This window comes from Flavobacterium sp. CFS9 (assembly GCF_041154745.1).
Lineage (GTDB): Bacteria > Bacteroidota > Bacteroidia > Flavobacteriales > Flavobacteriaceae > Flavobacterium.
On sequence record NZ_AP031573.1, the window covers coordinates 4776929 to 4800037 of the forward strand.

Annotated in this window: 20 protein-coding genes; 10 read left to right on the forward strand and 10 right to left on the reverse strand. The window is 31.6% G+C overall.

Annotation, left to right across the window (positions count from 1 at the left end):
* Positions 1 to 827: 827 nt before the first annotated feature.
* Positions 828 to 2003, reverse strand: coding sequence for an IS3 family transposase (locus tag ACAM30_RS20080; RefSeq protein WP_369618669.1), 1176 nt, complete (start codon positions 2001 to 2003; stop codon positions 828 to 830).
* 24 nt (positions 2004 to 2027) lie between these two features.
* Positions 2028 to 3125 carry an IS3 family transposase gene (locus ACAM30_RS20085; protein WP_369616288.1) on the reverse strand — a complete coding sequence of 366 codons (1098 nt, stop codon included), beginning with the start codon at positions 3123 to 3125 and terminating at the stop codon, positions 2028 to 2030.
* A gap of 507 nt (positions 3126 to 3632) precedes the next feature.
* Here ACAM30_RS20085 and ACAM30_RS20090 point away from each other — a divergent pair.
* A complete protein-coding gene (locus tag ACAM30_RS20090) occupies positions 3633 to 4625 on the forward strand; it encodes a fumarylacetoacetate hydrolase family protein (protein ID WP_369616289.1) in 993 nt (330 codons plus the stop codon).
* A 394-nt stretch (positions 4626 to 5019) separates the two neighbouring features.
* A complete protein-coding gene (locus ACAM30_RS20095; protein ID WP_369616290.1) occupies positions 5020 to 5418 on the forward strand; it encodes a hypothetical protein in 399 nt (132 codons plus the stop codon).
* Positions 5419 to 5779: 361 nt separating this feature from the next.
* Here the strand turns inward: ACAM30_RS20095 and ACAM30_RS20100 are convergent, their stop codons facing one another.
* Positions 5780 to 7273 (reverse strand): hypothetical protein, encoded by a 1494-nt coding sequence (locus ACAM30_RS20100; RefSeq protein ID WP_369616291.1) that lies wholly within the window; start codon positions 7271 to 7273, stop codon positions 5780 to 5782.
* Between the two features lie 51 nt (positions 7274 to 7324).
* Entirely contained in the window at positions 7325 to 9109 is a 1785-nt protein-coding gene (locus tag ACAM30_RS20105; protein ID WP_369616292.1) for a T9SS type A sorting domain-containing protein, read from the reverse strand.
* Positions 9110 to 9825: 716 nt separating this feature from the next.
* Here ACAM30_RS20105 and map point away from each other — a divergent pair.
* The gene (gene map / locus ACAM30_RS20110) at positions 9826 to 10590 is read left to right on the forward strand and encodes a type I methionyl aminopeptidase (protein WP_369616293.1); all 765 of its coding nucleotides are present in this window, start codon (positions 9826 to 9828) and stop codon (positions 10588 to 10590) included.
* A 379-nt stretch (positions 10591 to 10969) separates the two neighbouring features.
* On the opposite strand, the gene ACAM30_RS20115 is transcribed toward map, so the two are convergent.
* From ACAM30_RS20115 to ACAM30_RS20130, 4 genes are read right to left on the reverse strand one after another with little or no spacing between them, the layout of a single operon-like run.
* Positions 10970 to 11416: a DUF1572 family protein gene (locus ACAM30_RS20115; RefSeq protein ID WP_369616294.1), complete on the reverse strand. Its 447-nt coding sequence runs from the start codon at positions 11414 to 11416 to the stop codon at positions 10970 to 10972.
* Between the two features lie 33 nt (positions 11417 to 11449).
* Positions 11450 to 12622, reverse strand: coding sequence for a metallophosphoesterase (locus tag ACAM30_RS20120; protein ID WP_369616295.1), 1173 nt, complete (start codon positions 12620 to 12622; stop codon positions 11450 to 11452).
* A gap of 55 nt (positions 12623 to 12677) precedes the next feature.
* Positions 12678 to 13298, reverse strand: coding sequence for a hypothetical protein (locus tag ACAM30_RS20125; RefSeq protein ID WP_369616296.1), 621 nt, complete (start codon positions 13296 to 13298; stop codon positions 12678 to 12680).
* 4 nt (positions 13299 to 13302) lie between these two features.
* Entirely contained in the window at positions 13303 to 13791 is a 489-nt protein-coding gene (locus ACAM30_RS20130) for an RNA polymerase sigma factor (protein ID WP_369616297.1), read from the reverse strand.
* Between the two features lie 304 nt (positions 13792 to 14095).
* Here ACAM30_RS20130 and ACAM30_RS20135 point away from each other — a divergent pair, with 304 nt between their 5' ends.
* On the forward strand, positions 14096 to 14902 hold the full coding sequence (locus ACAM30_RS20135; RefSeq protein ID WP_369616298.1) for a sensor histidine kinase: 807 nt from the start codon (positions 14096 to 14098) through the stop codon (positions 14900 to 14902).
* Complete coding sequence (locus tag ACAM30_RS20140; protein WP_369616299.1) at positions 14899 to 15594, forward strand: LytR/AlgR family response regulator transcription factor; 696 nt, start codon at positions 14899 to 14901, stop codon at positions 15592 to 15594. The genes ACAM30_RS20135 and ACAM30_RS20140 overlap by 4 nt, the downstream gene beginning before the upstream one ends.
* Positions 15595 to 15639: 45 nt before the next feature.
* Here ACAM30_RS20140 and ACAM30_RS20145 read toward each other — a convergent pair whose 3' ends face one another.
* Positions 15640 to 16374, reverse strand: a complete 735-nt coding sequence (locus ACAM30_RS20145) for a LytR/AlgR family response regulator transcription factor (protein ID WP_369616300.1) — start codon at positions 16372 to 16374, stop codon at positions 15640 to 15642.
* On the reverse strand, positions 16371 to 17393 hold the full coding sequence (locus tag ACAM30_RS20150) for a sensor histidine kinase (protein WP_369616301.1): 1023 nt from the start codon (positions 17391 to 17393) through the stop codon (positions 16371 to 16373). Before ACAM30_RS20150 ends, ACAM30_RS20145 begins: the two co-directional genes overlap by 4 nt.
* Positions 17394 to 17588: 195 nt before the next feature.
* On the opposite strand from ACAM30_RS20150, the gene ACAM30_RS20155 reads away from it, so the two are divergent.
* The 5 genes from ACAM30_RS20155 (at position 17589) to ACAM30_RS20175 (ending at position 23104) form a co-directional block, all read left to right on the forward strand.
* On the forward strand, positions 17589 to 19316 hold the full coding sequence (locus tag ACAM30_RS20155) for an FG-GAP-like repeat-containing protein (protein WP_369616302.1): 1728 nt from the start codon (positions 17589 to 17591) through the stop codon (positions 19314 to 19316).
* A 127-nt stretch (positions 19317 to 19443) separates the two neighbouring features.
* Positions 19444 to 20340 (forward strand): response regulator transcription factor, encoded by an 897-nt coding sequence (locus ACAM30_RS20160; protein ID WP_369616303.1) that lies wholly within the window; start codon positions 19444 to 19446, stop codon positions 20338 to 20340.
* Positions 20341 to 20464: 124 nt separating this feature from the next.
* Positions 20465 to 21778, forward strand: a complete 1314-nt coding sequence (locus ACAM30_RS20165) for a hypothetical protein (RefSeq protein WP_369616304.1) — start codon at positions 20465 to 20467, stop codon at positions 21776 to 21778.
* Positions 21779 to 21982: 204 nt separating this feature from the next.
* On the forward strand, positions 21983 to 22273 hold the full coding sequence (locus ACAM30_RS20170; RefSeq protein ID WP_369616305.1) for a transposase: 291 nt from the start codon (positions 21983 to 21985) through the stop codon (positions 22271 to 22273).
* A gap of 111 nt (positions 22274 to 22384) precedes the next feature.
* Positions 22385 to 23104 carry a DUF3667 domain-containing protein gene (locus ACAM30_RS20175; RefSeq protein ID WP_369616306.1) on the forward strand — a complete coding sequence of 240 codons (720 nt, stop codon included), beginning with the start codon at positions 22385 to 22387 and terminating at the stop codon, positions 23102 to 23104.
* Positions 23105 to 23109: the final 5 nt, after the last annotated feature.

Below are 23109 nucleotides of genomic sequence, written 5' to 3' on the forward strand. Positions count from 1 at the left end.
GCCTTCTATATTATCAGGAAAAGTTAAGGCAGCAAATTATTTATAATCTTGCTTTACTTTGTAATATCCATCAGGACAAAATCATGGCATATGATGTTCTTGAAAACTAGAAATCCAACCAAATAAGGCTCAAAGAAGCCGAGGTTCGAATATATTAAACTGCAAAGACAATGCTGTGACAGAAAGTTTCTTCAAGACATTGAAAATAGAACTGATTTACCAAAATCGTTTTAGAAACAAACATTAAGCTGAATTCGTAATTTTAGACTACATTGAAAAATTTTACAACATCTATGGAAGGTATAAACACCTTAATAATCTGAATATTATTGAGTATCGAAAAATAATGATTGGAAATTGATTGATTATTTTTAAAGAATTAGATTTAAAATGTTTTGCTAATTTCACTCCCAGAAATTAGTTTTGTACTATTGAGTAAATTAAAATGCTTTTGAAGTACATATAAGATACAAATTCATACATCATTACTAACCACAAAAGACATGTTTTGAGTTTTGTGGCAAAATCGCGGCACATTGGTATTGGAGTTACCTCCATCTTTACCACAAAAGCTAAAGAGGTTAAAAAAAATACGAGATTGTTTTTTTAGTTACATAAATTATTAAAGAAACGAGGGTAAAATAATTCAACTCTTTAAAAATTTGAAACTAAACAGACAACTAGAAAAAAGGGCTCTTTGGAATTTAAAATCTGTGTGGTTACAAATTACAAAGCAACTTGCTAGTTCAGTTCTTTTACAATCTAATGGAACTGAAACTAATAAGTAAGAGATCTTTAATACTTAACGAATAATTGATCTGGAACTTTTAGATTAAATTATTAATTTTATCAAACTCTTCGATCGTCTTGTAACCTAAGAATGAATGTCTTCTTTTTTTATTGTACCAATTTTCAATGTATTCATATACTTTCATTTTCATTTGGTTCCTCGGTAGGAGTTTATTTCCATTGATTAACTCAGCTTTAAAAGAATTGAAAAAACTTTCAGAAACGGCATTATCATAATGACTTTGTCTCCGACTCATACTACGCCGAACACATTTATAGGAGTCTAATGTACTGGTGAAAATTTTATTGGCATATTGAACACCTCTATCAGAATGGAAAATTAAGTCTTTAGCAATTTTCCTGTTTTTAATCGCCATTTCCCAAGCAGGCAAGGTAGTTTGTTTAGTGCTCAATCGATCGCCTAAACTCCATCCAATGATTTTCCTGTCAAATAAATCCATAACAATGGTTAGGTATAGAAAGCCGTTCGTTGTTTGTATGTGTGTAATATCGGAAACCCAAGCTTTAGAAGGTTCATTAACTCTAAATTCTCTATTTAATACATTTGGAGACACATAATGATTATGAGTTGAATCAGTTGTGACCTTATACTTTCTTTTGACTTTTCTTCGAAGTCCCAGCATTTTCATATATAGTGATACTCGCGAGCTATGTATTGTAAATCCTCTCTTTTCAAGTTCTTTAGTAATTTTTATACAACCATATGTATGTTTAAATTCATAAAATATAGCTGTAATTTGCTCTTTTAATAAATTTACCCGAATTTCTGTGTTTGTATGTTCTTGTTTTTTTCTTCTGTAATATGTACTCCTCGACACTTCTAAGACGGTACATATCTTTAAAATTGAGAATTTAGATTTATTGTTTTCAATGAATTGTTTAATCATTGCTTTTCCTTGAGAAACGTATTTACTTCCACTTTTTAAAATTTCCAGTGTATGCTGTGACTCTTTGAGCTTTTTTTCAAGATTAGTAATTAAGGCTTGTTCAGGAGTTAATTTTAAGTAACCACCTCCACAAAAACTTCCTTTTCCAAATTTTTTAAAGTCTTTCCGCCATCTATTTAAACAACCTCGAGTTATCCCCAGCTCTTTTTCAAGATTTTCAATTTGCCCCTTTCCTCTGCCATAACTTAATTTAACCGCATATACTTTAAAAGAACGTTCGTATTTTTTCATATTCTGAAGTTTAATTATTCGTGAAAAACGGCTTCTTTTTTAATGCGGATTTTCAATATATTCAAGTATTTTTTCTTCCATTTGTTTTTTAGTCAGAAGCGTATGTAAAGCGGCTAATTCAGATTTAAGGGAAGTAAAAAAACTTATAGGGATCACATTATCTAAATGATTCCTTGTTCGGCTCATGCTTTGTCTGATTTTTTTACAAGATTTTAATTTATCAGTAAACAATTTATTAGCGTATTGAGGAGATCGATCAGAATGAAATATTAACCCCTTCTTTATTTTTCGATTATGAACCGCCATTTCCCAGGAGGGTATAGAAGTTTCTATTATTGTTAGTCCATCACTCAGATTCCATCCTATAATTTTTTTGTCAAATAAATCCATAACAATTGTTAGGAACAAAAATCCAGTCATTGTTTCTATGTTGGTTATTCCCGAAACCCAAATCTGAGAAGGCTCTTCAGCTATAAATTGTCGATTGAGAACATTGGGAAAAACGCAAGGATTATAAAATTTACTCGATGTCGCTTTATCTCTTCTTCTAACCTTGCTAGAAAGACCTAGTTTTTTCATGTAGAGAGTAACCTGAGCACGTGATAATTTGAAACCTCTACTTTGTAATTCTGCTGAAATCTTTACATTACCATATATCCCATTATATTCATTAAATATAGAAGTTATTTCTTCTTGCAATAGGATTGTTTGACGTTGCCTTGGAGATATTATTTGATTTTTCCATCTATGATACGTATTCTCTCCTATACCTAAAACTTTGCACATTCTCCGAAGCGAATATGTGTCTAAATTGTTTTCAATAAAATGAAAAATCATAGGTTTTCCTTCAAAGATATATTTGCTTGCATTCTTAAAAATTTCAATTTCAATTTCTGTATTCTTAAGTTTTTGTTTAAATGTTCTTTTAAGTTCGGAAAATCTTTTTTGTTCAGGGGTTCTAGAATGACCACGTCTACAAAAACTTTCTTCACCATATTTCTGGAACTCATTTTTCCATCTATAGATGTTTGTAGCTGCTATGCCAAATTCTTTTGCAACTTTAGAAAAATTTGTTTCGAGCCCTAGTTTTACAATATTTATTCTAAAATTACGGTCATAAATTTTAGTTTTTTTCATTTCTTAATATTAAGAATATATGACTACCATGAATTTAAGAAATAAAATGACGTGGATGAATAAAATAAGTAAAAATTAGCATAATGAAATATTGCAATCTTTTATTAGAAAACCCCATTTTTTAAATTTAAAAATTGATTTTTGCTGCCTATCTATATTTCCTCCTACAAATTTCATAATAATATCCTCAGTGTACCAATTTTGATTATAATCTTTATGTTTAAATCTGCCGCTACTATCTGTTGTATTAGAATCCATCTTTATTCAGATAAAAGTTATTCCAGAATGCGACAGAACCGGTAATTACATTGTTCTCTTTTTTATATTGGGCTCAATCCAAGAATAGCTATTATTTTATAAAAATTGAATTTATTATGGAGTAGCTGTAAATGTATCTTTATTTCATATATTCGTTCTAAACATCAAAAACTTCGTCAAATACTTTTGACAACTAATATTGAATCAGTTAAACTTAAAACGAATAAAAAAACTAAACGAAGTATTATAATGAAACTAGCATCAATAGATAATAACACCAGAGATGGAGAATTGGTTGTTGTAAATAAAGAACTGACAAAAGCCATCCGGGTTACTGAAATTGCCGTAACCATGCAACAGGCAATCGATAACTGGCCAATCAATGAAAAGAAACTTCAAGATATTTACCAGCAACTAAACTCTGGCAAATTAACAATCGGTAGTTTTGATTTTACAAGCGTGCGTGTTCTAGCTCCAATTCCAAGAGCTTATCACTGGGCAGATGCAAGCGCCTATGTTACTCATGTCGAACTTGTTCGAAAAGCAAGAAACGCAGAGCTTCCTGAATCTTTTTGGACAGATCCTCTAATGTATATGGGGGCCTCGGATGCTTTTATTGGAGCTTATGATGCCATAGAGATTGAAAATGAAGAGTGGGGAATTGATTTTGAATCTGAAGTTGCTGTAATCACTGATGATGTTCCTGCTGGTGTAAGTGCTCAAGATGCCTTAAATCATATTAAATTTGTAACAATAATAAACGATGTTTCACTCAGAAACCTAATTCCCAATGAACTCTCTAAACAATTCGGATTCTATCAATCCAAACCTTGGACTTCTTTTGCTCCTGTTATCATTTCTGTAGATGAATTAAAAGACGAATTTATTAACGGTAAACTGCACTTACCATTGATATCAATATTAAATGATGAAATTGTAGGGACTCCCAATGCAGGCGTCGACATGACCTTTAATTTTGGCGAATTAATTGCCCATGCTGCAAAAACCCGTTCATTAATGGCCGGCACAGTTATTGGTTCAGGCACGGTGGCCAATCAGGGAAGTCCAACGGGATCCAGCTGTATTGCTGAGATCAGATGTCTGGAAACCATAAAAGACGGAAAACCTTCCACTCCATTTTTGAAATTTGGAGACAAAATTGAAATTGAAATGAAAAATGCAGTCGGTGATTCCCTATTTGGTAAAATTAATCAAAGAGTAAAAAAATACGAAAAGAAATAATTTCCCCTTACTTCTATACGATCAACGAGCCCTATTTGATTTGTTCAGATAGGGCCTATGCATTCAGGCGAATCTTTTCTATTGCAATGAAAATCAACTGAGCCCGACAATAGAGTTTTTATGGAAAGTACGTGAATGAACTCTTCGATATCTGTAATAATTGAGGTGCGTTTCCAAAAAATAAACAAAAACAATTGTACTTATAGCCGGAAAGCATAAACAAACAAAAGAACACTATCGTCAACAGCTGCTAGAAAGAATTTTGGCAATTGCCTTAATGGAAAATTACTTTTGTATTTAAGAAAATTGTATAAAACCGAAAAAACCGCATAGTTATTCTTCAACCTTGTCAAGAACAAGAAAGCTAGCAGTTATTTTATAAAAGCATATTTATATGAAGAACTTTCCTTTGGTCATTACTTTTCTTTTACCGTTAATTTGTTTTTGTCAATCTGACAAGGACTTTAAATTTATTGCCAAGGACAACGACGGCGAGAAAATCTATATCACATCTCCTGAAAAAGATAGTGATTATTTAAAATTCTGGATAAGTCATACTGTTCCCATACGGCCAATTAAAAATGCCGAATTAAAGGAACTCTTCTTTGGCGGAAATCGTGAATTGATGCTGGTCGAATTAAAATGTTTGGAGAAAACCTATGATTTAATTAAGGTAATCACTTATGACAAAAAAGGAAAGATCGAAAAATCAGAAAACGCTGTAATAAGATTGGAAGAAATCTATCCTGAATCTTTTATGGATATCGTAGCGAGAGAGGTATGCAACTTATAAAAAAACAACAGCTAACAATTACCATGCATTCAGAATAATTTACTACGTCTATTCGCTATCGCACAGGCGTAAATCCAATAATGGCTTAACTATAGTTCAAATGCCCTGTAATACCAGAAGTCTATGAGATATTTCATATCTCATAGACTTCTTCTAAATAAAATTACATTTTAACTGATATTAATTTCGCATACACTATATTCATAGTCAGACTGTTATCTCTTTTGGTAGACATAGTATTTATCTCTTTAATTTCGTTAAATTGAATTAGAGACAACTCTACTTATCCATTACTTTTTATTTGCATATTCATCTATTATAAATTGTTATGAAAACATGACACTAATTCAAATTAAAAAAATTATTTAACAGTTAATGTCATATTAGGAACAATTATAGCGTCAGTTATTCCTCCTGTGAATCGTTGGGCATAAACTTCAAGATAATCATTTGTTAATAGTTCAACAGAAGCATTTAAAGGAAGGACGATAATATCATTTATTGCTACTCCTCTTCCATAAATTTTATTCTGTGTTAAAGCTGTTCCATTCTTTGCAATATAGATTATATAGGTTCCTACTGCGGATACTTGAAAGGAAATAGAGCCTGTAACCTGAAAAATTCGTTTCTTTTTTCCCATATATCTCAATCTGTTATTATTATTTGTTGGTGCATCTAAGGAAAATCTAAATAAATTATAGGATGTTGAATTCCCATTAACTTTAACAATATTACTTGGATTCGATGTATTAAAGGTTGTAGAAGCACCGGAGCCAACAGGATAATCCATAGTGAAATCGGCTACAGCACTGGCGTCGGTTTCGGTAGGGATTCCAGAACATCGTACGTTCCAGCTATTGGTAAAGTTGTATCCGCTATACGTACCGGCAGTATAGGGCTTTACATATCCGCTAGTGTTGGTACCGGTAAAAACAACTGTTTCTAAGACAGCATCTCCTGATATTGTTGGATTTGAAGATACATCAAATCCAATAGCAGTACCATTGACCTGACTGAAGCCGCCTTGTTTTTCTACAAGAGTAAAAGTTCCGGTTAGTTTTTCATAAGTACCTGAATTGTTGCTGAACCACCCCAAATTACTAAGTAATAATTGCGTGATATTGTTGTATGTTATTCCATTTGTATTTCCCGAGAACTGAATGATACTTAAAAAAACCAATCCAAAGCCTGATATACTTCCTACAGAGTTAGAATTAGCTACTATGCAGTCTCTGAATATTAAGTTTTGAGTCGCTGCTCCACTAAGATTAAATACGTTTCCGGCTGTAGCAAGAAGAGTTAGACCTTTTATAGTTCCTCCGTTGGCACCTTCAAAAATATTTCCTGATGATCTGATAATAACATCTTGATTGGAATCCACTCCCTGTAAATAAGCATTATTTAGGTCAATAGGAAAATTAAAAGTAACATTACCGTTAATTTCATATAATGTACTGGAATTCAGAAGATATTTAGAGCCTCCTCCGGCGGCAAGTTCATCAGCTAAAATATTGGCTAAATTATCCGTAGATTTTATACGTTTAAAATTGATCCTTCCCTGCACTCCGCTGCTTAACGGCATCCATGAAGTGCTGCCTGCTGAATAATAGTAAAAAACTTTCAAATCCGTATCATAGACTATAAGACCATCAGCCGGAGTTGTGATCGCAGTTCTTTGAGCAGTTGTCATTCTGGGCGTAAGTAATCCTTGTGTAGTAGAGGTAAGATCTAGTATTGAACTGGAATTTGGCGTTATTGTCCCAATTCCGACTTGCGCATTAGCTATAAATCCAAAAAGAAGAAAGAGAAACACTAAGAATGTTTTATGATTTCTAAGAGCAGGTTTGTTGATCATAATTTTTGATTTTAGTTATTTTTTCCTGTTGTTTATTTTGAGTAATGACAGTTAATTTTTAGAGTTTAAAACGATAATTTTCTCCGTGAATCTTTCATTATTCAGAGTTAAAAATTCAGCTACATAAATTCCGCTGCTTAATCCATTGGTTGAAAAAGTATAATTTTGTTCTGTTCCCAGATTTTCTTTATGCAGAATAACTTTCCCGGTTATTTCATAAAGCTTGAACGTTCTTAAGGAAAGGTTTTTGGGATTCGATACTTTTAAACTATTATTGATATTATCCTGATTAATGAAAAACGGATTATAGTTTTTGTCACTGGTATTAAGTGTTTTATCGTCTTTGAATGTAATTTTAAAACGATCTGTGTAAACTCCCTTTTCAAGATTTACCTCATACATTCCATTTTTTATGTCATGAAAAGAATTATTCAGTGCATCATAGAGGTAAATCATTTGCGAAGCTTCCCAACTTATTACTTCAGGAATCTTAAATTTAAAAGTAGTATTGGTAGTTGCCTTTACGATTATGGGGATTTTTTTTTCAGGATCGAAATTTACACCCTGAATGATATAATTATTGTTTTCAATTAAAAAACTCACATCATTGGGAAGTTCGTCCATACCAAGCGCATCAATACCAATATCAACTCCATCTGTTGCGCGAGAGACAAATACAAGGGCTAATTGTCTGGTAAATTCATTATTAATTATAACATTCAATTTAAGGTATGAAATCTCCTCGGTAGCTTCCATTCCTTTGTCGCTTTTTTCTTTAGGAATATGTTTTTCAAACTGTGACAAACCACTTCCTTGTTTGTAAAATGCCCTCTGGGTATTTTTAAACGTCGCAGTTCCGCTAGCGGTGGCATTAATTACAAATCCCTGACCAATTGGAGAATATTTTCTTTGTATTACAAGCCCGGAAGACAATCCCGTATTGTTTACTGAGCCATCCGCGTTATAGGTATTGAAAGTGGCTGGTACATATACACCATTAGACCCCAAACTGATTGGAGAATATGCGCCATATCCTCCTCTGTAATTCACTAAGGTATGTGTATTTACGGTCTTATCCTGCTCCCAGAAGTAGGCAATACCTCCAGTATTTGCGTTAGAAGGATCTAAAAGAAAAGCATTTAAATGTAAAGCTGAAGGATATGGATTTCCGGTTAAAGTGGCATTATTAGCCCCTAAGGAAATAGTAATATTGCCATCATTTGGTTTTCCTCTAAAATCATACCTTTGGGCTCCGCCGGGATTATTGGTAACGCCGGTTCCCTCAGGATCTGTCGAATCAGTTCCGCTGGTTCCTTTCATTGAAAAACCTTCCCCAGGTGCTAAAATGGTAGATCCCCCAACAAAAATCCATTGTGAATAATTATTGGCATTTATGAGTTTATAAACCCATTTTGATGCTATTGCCAGAGGGTTAGAGGTTCCATCGGAATTACTTATGGGTAGAATTGTTGATGCCCCTGAAGCAATTGCCGTGGTAGGTCTACTCAGCATTGTAATGCCAAAGTTTCCATTTCCGGATGAATTCGTGGCGTTTCCAACTGGAGAACACCAATAATTATAATCGAAATTATCCGAAGTTCCCCTTTGATAAACTGACAATGTACCCAATCCCGAATTAGTTGAATTCCCTGTTGTTCCCTGTAACAATTGTGAATTATTACGCAGATACAGATTAGAATTCAAACTTAAGTTGATATCCTGTTGAACAAATACCACTTCATTCTTTACATACATGTTCGTATTTGGACTGAAATAAATTTGTGAGATACATTTTGAATTAATCAACAGGAAAATAAATAGAATTATGATCTTCATTACTTTAACTTTAAGATTAATAGCGTTTATTTACAAAAACTATATATTGGATGTTTTTCTTTTTTTAATTAAAAAAAAAAGCTCCAAGTATTATTCCACTTAGAAATAATATCGAAATTTCGTTGTCTATTGGTACAGGATCTCCAACTGGTGGAGGTATAGATTGCGGTTGTGGTACTGGGGGCGATGGCGCAGCTATGTTATTAGATGAAATAAAAAGAAGAATTACTACCAATTTTAACGATTTAACTTTCATATTACTTAGAATTAAGAGTTGCGAAATTGATTAAATTGTAATTTTTTTATTATTCTATTTTTGGTATAACAACAATAATTTAGGTAATTTACTGATATGAAGATATAAAAAATCTTACAAAATAAAAATCAAAAAAGAATAATTTTGTATGAATTATTTATGTAGTAGGATTACCGCCGAAAATATTATCTTTAAAAGGTCACAAAGTAATATCTCGTCACTATTTTTGTATAAAAAAATACCATGTAGCATACTGAAAAGTAAACTGGAGTTGTCTTCTGTTTTGCTACAAAAAGTTCAGTCAGTAAACTATACTCAGAATAAACACCTACAACAACGCATTTCACTTGTTTTTTTTTACAAAAACAAATATTGCTGAAGAACTAATAAAAATAGGTAATTAGACATATTTGTAACTAACAGAAAGTACTAAACGATAATGCATCAAAAATAAAAAACTATGTCAATAACAAAAGAATCAGAGTTATTAGGAATGCAAAAAGCAAGTGATGCTGTTGCCTATACTCTCAAAGCAATGATAGATTACGCTCAGCCTGGAATGAGTACAAACGAGCTCGACCAATACGGAGCAAAAATTTTATCTGATTTTGGAGCAAAGTCTGCACCACATTTGACTTATGGCTTTCCGGGTTGGAGCTGCATAAGTGTTGGTAATGAATTTTGTCATGGAATTCCTTCTGTCAAAAGAATTCTAAAAGAAGGCGATCTAATAAACATTGACGTTTCAGCAGAACTTGACGGATTTTGGGCAGATAATGGGGCTTCATTCGTTTTAGGAAAAGACATTCACCAACATCAAAAATTAGTTAATGCTTCAAGAGAAATCTTAGAAAAAGCAATTAACAATATAAAGGGCGGTGTTAAAATTTCAGATATTGGCTATATAATCGAAACGGAAGCAAAAAGAAGAGGTTTTAAAGTCATTAAAAATCTAGGCGGGCACGGAATTGGAAAAAGTTTACACGAACAACCTGATGAAATTTTGAATTATAGAAATCGTTTTGATCAAAGACGATTTAAGAAGAATGCCGTAGTAGCAATTGAAACTTTTATTTCAACTAATTCAACATATGCTATAGAATTAAATGACGGCTGGACAATGGTTGGGAACAATGGTGGTTTTATGGCACAACACGAGCACACAATTGTTGTAACGGACGGAAAACCGATAATACTAACAGAAAAAAACGGAATTTTTAACTAAAGTAATTTTCATACATAAGCAACTTATCAAAATTGTGTAGTTTTTCAATTAATTAAAAATAGCGTTTCTTTGATTTTACTGCTAAAATGGACAAAGCAGTTTTAAACTGATTCATTTTTTTGAAGCTATAATTTTAAAAGTGATAAAAAATAAGTTTAGATCCGGGAGACAGCATAAATAACAATACAATTTTTATAGCTCCTCAAGGTAAGACGTCTGATGTATTGTTTTGAAAAACTTAACAAAATGCTATTGATTCAATACAATAGTATCTCAAAATTTAAGAAACTAATTGTAAAACAAACCTCTTTTAATTTAAGTAGAGGTTTGTTTTTCAATATTTATATCAACATCTTATTTTCTGATCAAATTCAGGTTCTCATTTCTCTATTAATCGCCTATGATAATTTATCTGTCCTAAGTGATAAGTCAAATGTGTCATCAAATGTACCAGCAAATACTCTGTCGTACATGATTCTGAGAACTTTAAAATTGGATAGTCTTTTTCTAATTCTTCCTTTGAAAGCATGCTAATTGACGTTCTTATCATCTTTTGGGTATCTTTTATCATTTCAATTATTTTTGTTCTTGCAACATTCTTTTGAGCAAATTCAAGATCTCTGTCCCGAATATAATTTGTATGCCCAATGTACTTCCCAATAAATTCGTTTAAATTTCCCACCAAGTGAAGAGCCAGATTTCCTGCCGGGTTAGAGATAGATCTTTCAACTTTCCAAATATTCTCTTCTTCTTTGTAGAGTTCAATTTCGGAGATTAGTTTATCTAAGTCTCTTTCAAAAAATGATATTAGTTCTTCTGTAGTCATCTGTGTTAATTTTATGTTTGAATTGAAATTGTCTTATAGCTCTTCTTTTTCTCCGTCATGAAAAAGCCTGTAATATTTGCCTTCTTCTATTAGCAGACCCTGTGATTTTTGATCAGGAATACTTTTAGAATAATCTTTGGGGTGCTTTACATCAATACCAATCACCTTACCTTCGAATTGTTTGTTAACTTCTGATTGCAAAGTATGTCCCACTACTATCGACTCTGCATTAAAGATCTTAAGCCCCCGTTCTATATCTTCCTGTTTTAAATCTTCTTTGAAATACCCTCTGTACCAATTTATACCATTATGCGAAGAAATCAATAACTGTTCTAAACTTTTCTCTGCTTTCGGATAATATGATTTATAATAATTGCTTCGGATAATTCGATTGACTTCGTTTAAATTTGTTTTGTAATTAGCAAGGTCGGGATGTATCCCACCGTGTGCAAATAAAATTCCGTTAATCTGTTCTATTGAATTTTTGCTTGACATCCATTTTCCCAAAAACGAATCCGAGCTATACAAATCCGTTTGTTTTCTTTGTAAAATAGAGGCTACATGATAATACTTAGGTGATGTTGATTCAAAATTCCCCTGCATATTTTTTAATTCATGATTCCCTAAAATATAATGAACCCGTCCACTATTTTCTCTTGCTTCTTGTTCTAACTTATAAATGAACCAAAGTACTTGTGTGGTTGAAAAATCTCTGTCAACAAAATCACCAAGCAAAACTAAATGGCCATTTCCAAATGTCCAATTTGATTTTTCATCAATTACTTTAGCATTTATCAAAAAATCACGAAAGGTCTTAAATCCGCTTTCGATATCTGAGACCGCTAAAATCTTAAAATTACCTTTATAAGTATTCTCAGGAACTTTTATATCATTATCAATCGTAAACTCAAAACGGGATGAATCTAAAGGAAAATAACAATAAACCGGAATTTTTGTTCCGGATGAATAATCTTTCTGATCGAGATAAAATCCATCATCCTGATTACCTTTAATATAATTTACAGTAAATGTACTGTCATTTTTTTTAAAAACATAAGGACCATCTTTATCCCAATGCATCATTAAAGGGTCTTCGGCATAACGAAAACTTGCACCATGATAAAGTCCAAAGGAAACAGCAATAAATGCTACAATTATAAAAGTGGTAACCACATGTTTTATGTATCTCAAAATTCTTTTTTTCATACTTTTTTAAATTGCTTGGTTTTCTGGTTTGATTAAATATTGCTTTAGATTTAAGCTATAATACTTCCGATTGATAGTTTCTCAGTTCCTGTAAAAGATTTTCTGTCTTCATTATCTTTTTGTCGTATATAAACCTATTGACTAAAAATGTCCCCAAAAATGAAATTAAAAGACCAATTGTCATAACTGGTACTAGTATACTTTTATATGTCCAAAAATCAATATGATGTAATTGTTTAGTAAAAAGCACCATAGAGGTAATAAAAGTAATCGGGAGAAGAATCAACTCCGTTTTTCTGTATTTCAAAATGCTTCGTTTGACTGATAAGACCTTTGTTTGCAAGCTTATAACATCGGCGTTGTAGTAATCTATACTATAAAAAAATCTCAGCTTCTTTACAGATAAAACCATATTATATAGTAAAGCTGATAGTAACATAATACTACAAAACAGCAATGGCAAGTTATCTTTGTATTTCATAATCCAATAAGTGGCTAAGAAAATCATAGATAGAAAAAAGATTGCACTCCACAACTCATACTTAAGAGGTTTAGTCATTTCTTTTTTAGAAGCGTTCAGATTCGCTTTTCTAAGTACGATTTCATTAAGCCTGATACTTTTGGCTAGCTTGTTATCATACTGTTTCCATACTTCTTTTAAATTTGTGATATCCATAGTTTTATAAATTTTGTTGGTTAAAAAAATCTTTTAGTTTACTTTTTATTCGGTTTATTTTGGTTGCTATATTACTTTCACTAATACCTAGAATTACCGCAATGTCCCTGTATCGGGTGTCATCAAGATATAATACCATCAGGGCTTTATCCAGACTATTCAATTTTGCAATGAATTCATGGAGTAAGGCTGTCTGTTCTTCTAAACGTGTATCGTAGCTATCATCACTTATCAATAATATTGACTGATCAGAAATGTGTTTGCGTTTTCCTTCTTTCCTGTAAAAAGAAATAGCCGTATTTAAAGCAATCCTGTATAGCCATGTGCTCATTTTTACACTGCCATTATACCTATCCATTGATTTCCATAATTGTAATATGATATCCTGCTCCAGATCTTTATGGTTTTCTTTATTTGAACAATAAGTATGACAAATCTTATAGATAATGTTTTTATGTTCCCGTATTACTTCTATAAATTGCTCTTTGTTCATCTATTAAATTTTACATTTACCATATTATTCGGCTGAGCCGCTTAATTATCACATATACTTTTAAATTATTTTTCTAAAAACATACGCTGCTCAACCAATTCCTTTACTTTATACGGTAATGACAAACATATAAGGAACTGTATTCATTTAAAAGAAATTGGGATAAACGTCTCCAAATTGTATATTAAAGATGTCTTGAAATAATCAAAGTAATTTCATCACTCAATACTGCCATTTCAAAATCACTTAACCATCATTTGTCAAGAGCTTTGCGGAAGAATGCATATAATTGTATAATTGCATTATGAATTTTCTAAAACGAAATACAAGATGGATTGTGACTGCTCTTTTGATTGCAGCACTGGTACCTGTAATCATTATGACTTATGAAGTAATTTTTACTAAAGACAGATCAGTCTTGTTTTTGGGAAATTATCCTCAAAAGCTAGTCTTTATTGTAATTTGTTATTATATTTTTTTAATGGGATTGGGTTTATTTTGGCTGGTTAAACAACTTATTTTTGCGGCCAGACTGAAAAATGAAAAATTAAAAGCCGAATTAATGCTTCTGAAGAGTCAGGTCAATCCACATTTCTTTTTTAATATGCTCAACAATTTATATGGCTGGACTAGAAAAGATCCTGAAAGAGCGCAAGAAATGATATTGAAACTATCGGATATGATGCGTTACAGCATTTATGAAGGCGAAAAAGAAACTGTTGCAGTAGCAGACGAAATCAGCTTTTTGAAAAACTTTATAGAGCTCCATAAAATGAGATATCATAAACCTATCGATATTGTTTTTATTAATGATATTGAGGGGAATCAAAAAATCATTCCTTTATTACTAATTACACTTTTAGAAAATGCTTTTAAGCATGGTGTAGAAAAACTTAGAGAAAATGCTTTTATAAAAATGAGTCTAACCCATTATAAAAATCAAATCAATTTTCAAATTGAAAACAATTACGAAAAGACTCAGAATAGACCAGGAATAGGTTTAAAAAATCTCAAAAGAAGATTAGAATTAACTTATCCAAATCGTCATAAATTGACTTTTTCAATAACGAAAAATATCTATAAGGCCGAATTAATTTTAATAGAACTATGATTAAATATTTAATTGTGGATGATGAGTACATGGCTCATGAAATCATAAAAAGCTATTGCGATTTACTGCCAGAAATGCAGTTAATGAAAAATTGTTTTGATGCTTTAGAAGCATTTGAATATCTGAATAAAAATGAAGTTGATTTACTATTTTTAGATTTGAATATGCCAGTATTAAAGGGCTTTGATTTTCTAAAAACCTTACAAAATCCACCAAAAGTGATCATAACTACAGCTTATCAGGAGTTTGCCCTGGAAGGGTATGAACATAATATTGTAGATTATTTGCTAAAACCTTTCAGTTTTGAACGTTTTTTAAAAGCTATCAATAAAGTATCTGGTAGTAGTTCTTCTCAAAAATCTTTTCTTACTGAAAACACTTCTGTTTCAAATAGATTTTTTGTTCTCAATAATAAAAAATATATTCAATTGGAAGCAGAAAATGTTTTGTATGTCGAAGCTACAGGAAATTATATTAAGATAGTAACAACAACCGAAACTATTACCCTTCGTGAAAAATTTTCTACATTTCTGGAGAATTATTTACAAAATTGTCTGATACAGGTTCATAAATCTTTTGCTGTTGTCCCCAAACATATCAAGAGTATCGAAGGAAATATCATATTTATAGCGGCTTATAAAATCCCGATTGGCAAAACCTACAAAATTAATCTCAATAAATTATTGAAATAATCTTTATTACAGAGTAAAACCTAATTAAAAATAGTTGAATTCATTCTACTGGAACTTTAATTTTAGCTTTTCTACTGTTTTTGCAGATACAAGAAATTCATTCTTGTCATGCATTTTGATTCTCGAAGTTACTTTGTGAACGATCAATTCCGCAATGAATTTTTTATTGATAATGACTGATTTATTAATTCTGATGAAGTTATCAGGCAATAATTCTTCAAGCTTTTTAAGAGAGATTCTAATCATTTTCTTTTCATTTTCCAACATGAAATTAGCATAATACCCCTCGGCAACGATGTAATACAATTTATCACTATCAAGAAAATAGTTTTTGTTTCCATCAGGAACTATCAATGTTCTTGTACTGTTTTCAGATTTCTTTAATAACTCAATAAATTGACTCAAATCCGTTCTTTGTTCCTTTTTGACAATTCGCTCAATAGCGGTATTAAAACGTTCTTGCGAATAAGGCTTTAACAAATAATCGATAGCATGGAAATCAAAAGCCTTTAAGGCATACTTGTCAAACGCTGTACTAAAAATAATATCTCCTTTAAAAACATCTTTTATACTGCTCAGCAGGTCAAAAGCTGTTGCATCCTTTAATTCTATGTCTAACAAAAGTAAATCTGCATTGATTTGCATAATCTTCTCCTTAGCTTCAGCAAAGCTTCTTGCTGTTCCGGCTAACGAAAGATTTGGATGACTCTCAACCATACTTACCAACCTCCTTAATGCCGGCATTTCATCATCAATTGCTAAAACATTTATAAATTTCATTTTAAGCTGATTTTATTAACTACCCATTGGTCATCCTGGTAAATTTTAAATGCATTCTCTTGTCCTGTAAATATCTTTAATCTCTCCATAACATTAGTCAAACCGGTTCTATAAGTTGACTTTTGATTTAGTTTAGCACCATTATTTTTTATATAAACAACCTTTTGTTCAGTACAAGCCTCTATTCTTACAGTAAGGCTTTTCTCTATTCCCCTAAACCCATGTTTAATAGAATTCTCTACAATAGCCTGTAAAATCAATTTTGGAACCTTTAAGCCCATTGTCCCATCCGAAACATTTATTTCATAGATCAACTGATCTTCGTACCTGTTCTTTTCTATAGAAAGATACTTTTCAATAATGTATAATTCTTCTTCTAAAGTAACCGGTTCCATAAAATCACTTTCAAGAGTTATTCTTAGAATATCACTAATATCAATAAGCATATCCTGAGCCTTATCTGGTCTGGTATCAATCTCCGCTACTACGCTATTTAATGCATTAAACAAAAAATGTGGTTGCAATTGACTTTTTAACAATTGTAATTTGGTCTGATTCAGTTCAATTTCAAGATTCTTTTGTTTTTTTATCGAATTTGTCTCTTTGAGTATGTACTCAAAAACAAATAAAACTGCTATCTGAAAAAGATAATTTTTAAGAACATTATGAAAATCAGCTACAAAAAAAGCAAAGATGCTTTCTTTATAATCAGAAGATTTTTCATAAAAGAGAATTGGAAAAAGATGAAGAATTAAAATGAAAACTATTGCATAAAAGATACCGAGAATACCCAATATTAAAAATCGAGTGAGTGTATTCCATCGTGAAGTTCTATCAAAAATAGGTAAAATGATTAAAAAAAACAGTCCAACGCCTGTAATGGTGCTAGCAAGCGGTCTTACAAGATAATCAATCCATTTGTATTCATATCTGCCGAAATATTCAAAAACAAACATTTGAAACCAAGTAGAAACTGCAAGTAAAAACCATAAAACCAAAATCAAATGAATGCGCTTCATATCCAATAATTTTAAACAAAGAAAATCAATATTTCTTTAATCAGATTCAAAAAACAATCTAAAGAAGCTAACATCAACGTCAATTTATACTCAAAAAAAGTAGTTACTGTATCAAAATTCCAAAGGTTCATATCAATAAAAAAAATGGTAATCAATTATTACGGAATTTTATCATTAAATCCCTAAATCACGATTATGAAAACATCATTACATTTTATTACAGTACTAATTATTCCCTCTTTTATCTTAAACGCTCAATCGTTTGAAAGAATGCATTTTCCGGACATTACTACAACTTTGTCTTCTTCAAGAAGTGCTAATTTTATAGATGTAAATAATGACGGATGGGATGACATTTTCTTTTCTAACGGACTTTCATCAGGAGAAAAAAATATGTTATACATCAATAATACCGATGGCACTTTTACAACTGTAACGGATGACGACATTGTAGAACATAATATTAGAGCCGTTGGTGCAAGTTTCGCAGATACAGATAATGATGGTGATTTAGATGGTTATGTTGTCACATGGGGTTCGGGAGGAATAGCAAAACGAAACTATTTTTACAGAAATAATGGCAACGGTACCTTCTTCTTTGACCCTGAGGTTGCACCAAATCCGACCTATTCTGAAACAGCAAACTGGATAGACGCTAATAACGATCAATTACTTGATCTTTATATCACCAATAGTGCACAATCTCTGCAAAATCTATATTTCGAAAATCAAGGTAACGATACATTTTTGCAGCGTACCGATCTGACTATCACAAATGAAGCAAAACCTTCACGATCTGTTGATTGGGTTGACTATGATAATGATGGAGACAATGATTTGTTTATTACAAATGAGATGAATAATAAAAATACGCTCTACCGAAATGACGGACCGAACAACTTCACACAAATAAATGATCTTACGATTGTACAAGACCTTAAAGATTCTTTGGGTAGTTCTTGGGCGGATATTGACAACGATGGTGACTTTGATTTACTGGTAACGAATTGGGAACAGGGTAATCAATTATTTATTAATAATAATGGTGTTTTTACAGAAATGACCAATTCTGCAATTGCTCTTGAAACTGTTATTTCTTTTGGATCAACTTTTGGAGATATTGACAATGATGGTGATCTGGATTTGTTTATTGGAAATTCTTACTCGGAAACACATTTAAACAATTCTGTTTTTATAAATGACGGAAATGGAAATTTTACTCAGGACCACACAAGTGCATTAGCTACTCAAATAGGTTGGACCTATGGCGCAGCTTTTGGAGATTACAATAATGATGGCTGGCTGGATATTATCCTGGCTAATAATCAAAATGAAAGTCAGGTTAACGATGTTTATAAAAACACCGGTACAGGAAATAATTGGATAAAAATAAAATGTATAGGAACCGATTCAAACAGGTCAGCAATTGGAACTATTGTAAAAATCACATCTGTAATTAATGGGAATACAGTAACACAAACCCGTAAAGTAGAAGCTGCCTCAGGATATGCTTCTCAAAACTCACTAACGACCCATTTTGGCCTTGGCAATGCCGCAGAAATAGAATCTATAGAAATAAAATGGCCATCAGGGTTAATAGAAAATTTTATTGGATACGAAATCAATAAAGCGCATACTATAACCGAAGGTTCCGGAACCTTGTCTATTAAAGAAATAAATGACACAAAATTTAGAATCTATCCTAATCCTGTAAAAGATATATTTCATATAGAATCATCTGAAAGCGGTATTTATCATCTTACCATTACGAATACTCAAGGGCAAACTGTAAAAGAAATTAAAATAGATGGAGAGAATAAAAATCATACAATCAATATTTCCAGTCTCCCTACAGGAACCTATTTTTACCGCTTATTCGAAACTAAAAAAGTAATAAGTTCGGGAAAAATCATAAAAAATTAAATCATCAGAAGATTCACGCTTCTTAGAAATAAAATTGTCAATCAATAACTCAATTCCCAATAAAAGCCTCCTTTTTTTGAGGCTTTTAGTTTTTATGCCTCAATAGCTATATTTTCTCTAAATATCTTTGAAAATAACATTAATTTATTCCAACCCCACTATGCTTGAATTAGAAATTATTTTATTTATAATAGCCTATACTACCTTAGTAGTCTCTTTGACATTTGCATTTATATGCTATAAACGTAATCTGGAAACACAAGAGACACTTGTCCTTATTATCTCTTTACTAATACTCATCATTTCAATATCATTTACTCCGATACTAAAAAATTCGGGACATAGTTTTTTCTCAAACCTTTTTACAATCTCATCTATGATTTTTGTTGGTGCTGCTACACTCTTAAACACCTTAAAAGAGCGTCAACACAAACTTCAGAATATGTTCAAAAAGATTTATTTAGGATTGGGTATCATACTATTTTTTACCGTTCACCTTATTTCCTTCTTTAATATGACTAAATATGCTCAATGGTTTTCTTCGGGATATTTAATGCTTTCTATTGTCTTTTCAGCGATTATCATTAGAACAACAGAACCAAAAATTAAGATTAAAATAAAAAAAACAGACTCTGACAGGTTATTTGTAATAGCATTTTTGGTCATTGTACCTGTATACTTAGTTTTACAATTTCAATTTTGTGAGTATTGTGATAATCCACCAATAGGTTTTTTACTTCCTTTCTTATTTTCATTAATCGCAATTAACAAAATAACAGATGATATTAATCGATTATCTATTCTAAAAATTAATACAGAAAATTTTCAATCCAATCTCATTGCTTATGGACTCAGTGACCGTGAAACAGAAGTAGCAAAGTTATTATCCCAGGGACATAGTTATCAATCTATTTCTGAACTGCTATTTATCTCCATACCAACTGTCAAAACACATACCGGTAATATATACCGAAAATGTAATGTAAAAAGCAAATACGAACTCATGAAAATTGTATTCTACTAATAATCAACACTAATACTTTTGTATGATTTTGAAAATCTCTTCCGTTTTCATACACATTACTGATTTCATCTCTGTTCTTAGGCCTGTACTTTTGCCATGAACAATCAAAGATAAAAGCAAAAGTATGTTAAAAAAAATCCTATTCAGTTTACTGCTATCCTCTACTTCAAATGTATTAGCACAAGATTCTATTCCAACAAACAGCGCCAGACAGCGACTAAATTTCGCAAAAACCTATTTTGAAGTTGGAGGTACTTATATAGCTTCCTTTAAAGGGAAAAAATTTCAGGGCAATGCAATCACAACGTTTGATCATTCCGCATCTTTCAATCAGTATCTTACCTGGGGAGGATTCCACTTTTGGGATCACGCTGAATTTTATGTAAATTTTCCTCTCAATCAATTATTACTAGACAGTAAAGCTAAAGACAGCTACAAACTGGAACAATCAGTTGTTACCGGAGCAAGAGTATATCCATGGGCAATACAGGAGGGAAAATTAAGACCATTCGTAGGAATTAGCTGGGGAGGATTAGACTTTAAACAGGTTAGTAATTCTGATGAAAGTAGTCCTCAGTTGGCTAAGGATTTTTTATTAAACGTCGAAACCGGTCTCTTATATAACTATAAAAACTTCGGGTTACGATTTGCAATACATTACAATACTGATAATCAATGGGAATATCCTTTAGACAAATTACAAAAAGTAAAAATTAAAACCCCTGCTGTAAGTGCTTCTTTAGGTTTACTATATTCTTTTGACTCATCAAAGGAGACTTCTAAAGAAGAAGCTAACAAATGGAATAGTTATCCTACTCTTGGAAAATTATCAGACCATGCTACAAAATATGGTGATTTCTTTATTGGTGTTGGCCCTTCATTATCTTTTTCTCTTAGCAAATCCGATTACAATCAGATGAATCTTCCCTACCTAAAAGACAGATTGGTCTCTAAAAATTATTTTGATATTGCTGTAGGATATCAATTTAACAAAGCAAATTTTTTTACAGCTCTTTCATTCAGAAATCCTGAATTTCAAACCAAAGGATATGATACCGAACAAACAATTAAAAAAACTTCTTTAGCTTTGGAACTAAATAAATTCCTAACAGATTATACTGGCTTTGCTCCCTACTTTGGAATTAACCTCGCTTATGATAAACTAAGTTACAGGCTAAAAACCGATGACATTACCAGTACTATCAAATTTAAAGGAAAGTTAGAACCCGGTCTAACATTTGGTTGGGACATTGTTCCGGGTAAAACCGATGAAGCATTGATTTTGAGAACCAACTTAAGATGGTATCCATTTTCAAAATTTGATGTAAATGGTCAAAATTTTAGTTTTAAACAATTGGAGTATAATTTGATTCAAATTGTTTTTTATCCGGAAAGATTAAAAAAAAAAGCAAACAGCAAATCTCCAAATCAAAGATAAACGTTCAACTTTTAAATTGTAGGTTCTGTCGCATCTGTCAGAATCAAATATAAGAATTTAAGCGATTTAAAAGTTAGCTCCCCAATTTACAGAATGATTTATACATAGTTCTCCCAAGTTCAATCATCTGATTCTTTCTCAACTGGAGTTCATACCATAAAATGGACACAGAAACACAAGACCTTTAGTTTTAAAACAAAGGAAATGGAAAAACCAAGACAGAAGTATACAATAGAATTCAAACAAAAGGCCGTAAATCTCAGCAATAGATATTACAGCACCATACGGGCAGCTGAAGAAGTAAATACAAGTCCAGTGAATATCAGACGATGGAAAGTCCGGCTTCCAGATGGATATATAGAAAGTTTAGAAATCCGTAAAGCTCTTGCTACATATCTGTATCACAATATTACAAATCCAAAACAAATACTCTTCAACTATTTACTAAAACTAACAAAACAGAAGTTTAATAAATTAACTAATCATAAAATATAGCTTAACTTTTTCTCTACTTTTTGTTTGTAAATCCTCTTTTAAATTTAAAATATATTTTCTAGTTTTGAGTGAGTCATTTTAAAAGAAGTTAAGATAAATTGATTGATAATAATGAATTGTAAAAATTGTAGCAGCTCGTTTAATGGCAAATTTTGCAATAATTGCGGACAACCAGCTGATACTCATCAGATAAACCTTCACTTTATCTGGCATGATATACAGCATGGTTTGTTTCATTTTGACAAAGGTGTTTTTTATTCTCTAAAAGAATTATATACAAGACCCGGGCATACCATCAGGGAATTTATTGAGGGCAGAAGAGTAAAACACTTTAAACCTGTCTCTATGATAATTCTCCTAGCAACAATATACGGGCTTCTTTATCATCATTATAACATAAATATTTTTATATCTGAGGCTGAAGGCACTAAAGAACTTACTCCTAGCATAAATCATTGGATAGCTAATCATTATTCATGGTATACACTTGCAACTATACCTTTATATACTCTGGGTACTTATATCTGTTTTAAAAGTCAGAAGTATAATTATTTTGAATACTTGGTTTTAAATACATTTAAAGCTTCCCAAAGGTTGATGCTTCATATTATTACCTTTCCAATATTACTGTATTTTAATGATAAAGCTTCCTTAAAAACCTTAATTTATATCTACTATATTGTTGATTTGTTTTTAATTTATTGGACCAATTTTCAATTTTTTTACAAACTAAACTTTTGGCAGGTTCTGCTGCGCTCTATTTGCAGCCACCTGATCATGATAGTAAGCTTACTGATAATTCTCACTTCTATTTTACTTATAACATCTTAAAAACA

Coding starts and splice junctions, on each gene's coding strand:
- ACAM30_RS20085 (WP_369616288.1), bottom strand. CDS start 3,125: ATGAAAAAAACTAAAATTTATGACCGTAATTTTAGAATAAATATTGTA.
- ACAM30_RS20090 (WP_369616289.1), top strand. CDS start 3,633: ATGAAACTAGCATCAATAGATAATAACACCAGAGATGGAGAATTGGTT.
- ACAM30_RS20095 (WP_369616290.1), top strand. CDS start 5,020: ATGAAGAACTTTCCTTTGGTCATTACTTTTCTTTTACCGTTAATTTGT.
- ACAM30_RS20100 (WP_369616291.1), bottom strand. CDS start 7,273: ATGATCAACAAACCTGCTCTTAGAAATCATAAAACATTCTTAGTGTTT.
- ACAM30_RS20105 (WP_369616292.1), bottom strand. CDS start 9,109: ATGAAGATCATAATTCTATTTATTTTCCTGTTGATTAATTCAAAATGT.
- map (WP_369616293.1), top strand. CDS start 9,826: ATGTCAATAACAAAAGAATCAGAGTTATTAGGAATGCAAAAAGCAAGT.
- ACAM30_RS20115 (WP_369616294.1), bottom strand. CDS start 11,416: ATGACTACAGAAGAACTAATATCATTTTTTGAAAGAGACTTAGATAAA.
- ACAM30_RS20120 (WP_369616295.1), bottom strand. CDS start 12,622: ATGAAAAAAAGAATTTTGAGATACATAAAACATGTGGTTACCACTTTT.
- ACAM30_RS20125 (WP_369616296.1), bottom strand. CDS start 13,298: ATGGATATCACAAATTTAAAAGAAGTATGGAAACAGTATGATAACAAG.
- ACAM30_RS20130 (WP_369616297.1), bottom strand. CDS start 13,791: ATGAACAAAGAGCAATTTATAGAAGTAATACGGGAACATAAAAACATT.
- ACAM30_RS20135 (WP_369616298.1), top strand. CDS start 14,096: ATGAATTTTCTAAAACGAAATACAAGATGGATTGTGACTGCTCTTTTG.
- ACAM30_RS20140 (WP_369616299.1), top strand. CDS start 14,899: ATGATTAAATATTTAATTGTGGATGATGAGTACATGGCTCATGAAATC.
- ACAM30_RS20145 (WP_369616300.1), bottom strand. CDS start 16,374: ATGAAATTTATAAATGTTTTAGCAATTGATGATGAAATGCCGGCATTA.
- ACAM30_RS20150 (WP_369616301.1), bottom strand. CDS start 17,393: ATGAAGCGCATTCATTTGATTTTGGTTTTATGGTTTTTACTTGCAGTT.
- ACAM30_RS20155 (WP_369616302.1), top strand. CDS start 17,589: ATGAAAACATCATTACATTTTATTACAGTACTAATTATTCCCTCTTTT.
- ACAM30_RS20165 (WP_369616304.1), top strand. CDS start 20,465: ATGTTAAAAAAAATCCTATTCAGTTTACTGCTATCCTCTACTTCAAAT.
- ACAM30_RS20170 (WP_369616305.1), top strand. CDS start 21,983: ATGGAAAAACCAAGACAGAAGTATACAATAGAATTCAAACAAAAGGCC.
- ACAM30_RS20175 (WP_369616306.1), top strand. CDS start 22,385: ATGAATTGTAAAAATTGTAGCAGCTCGTTTAATGGCAAATTTTGCAAT.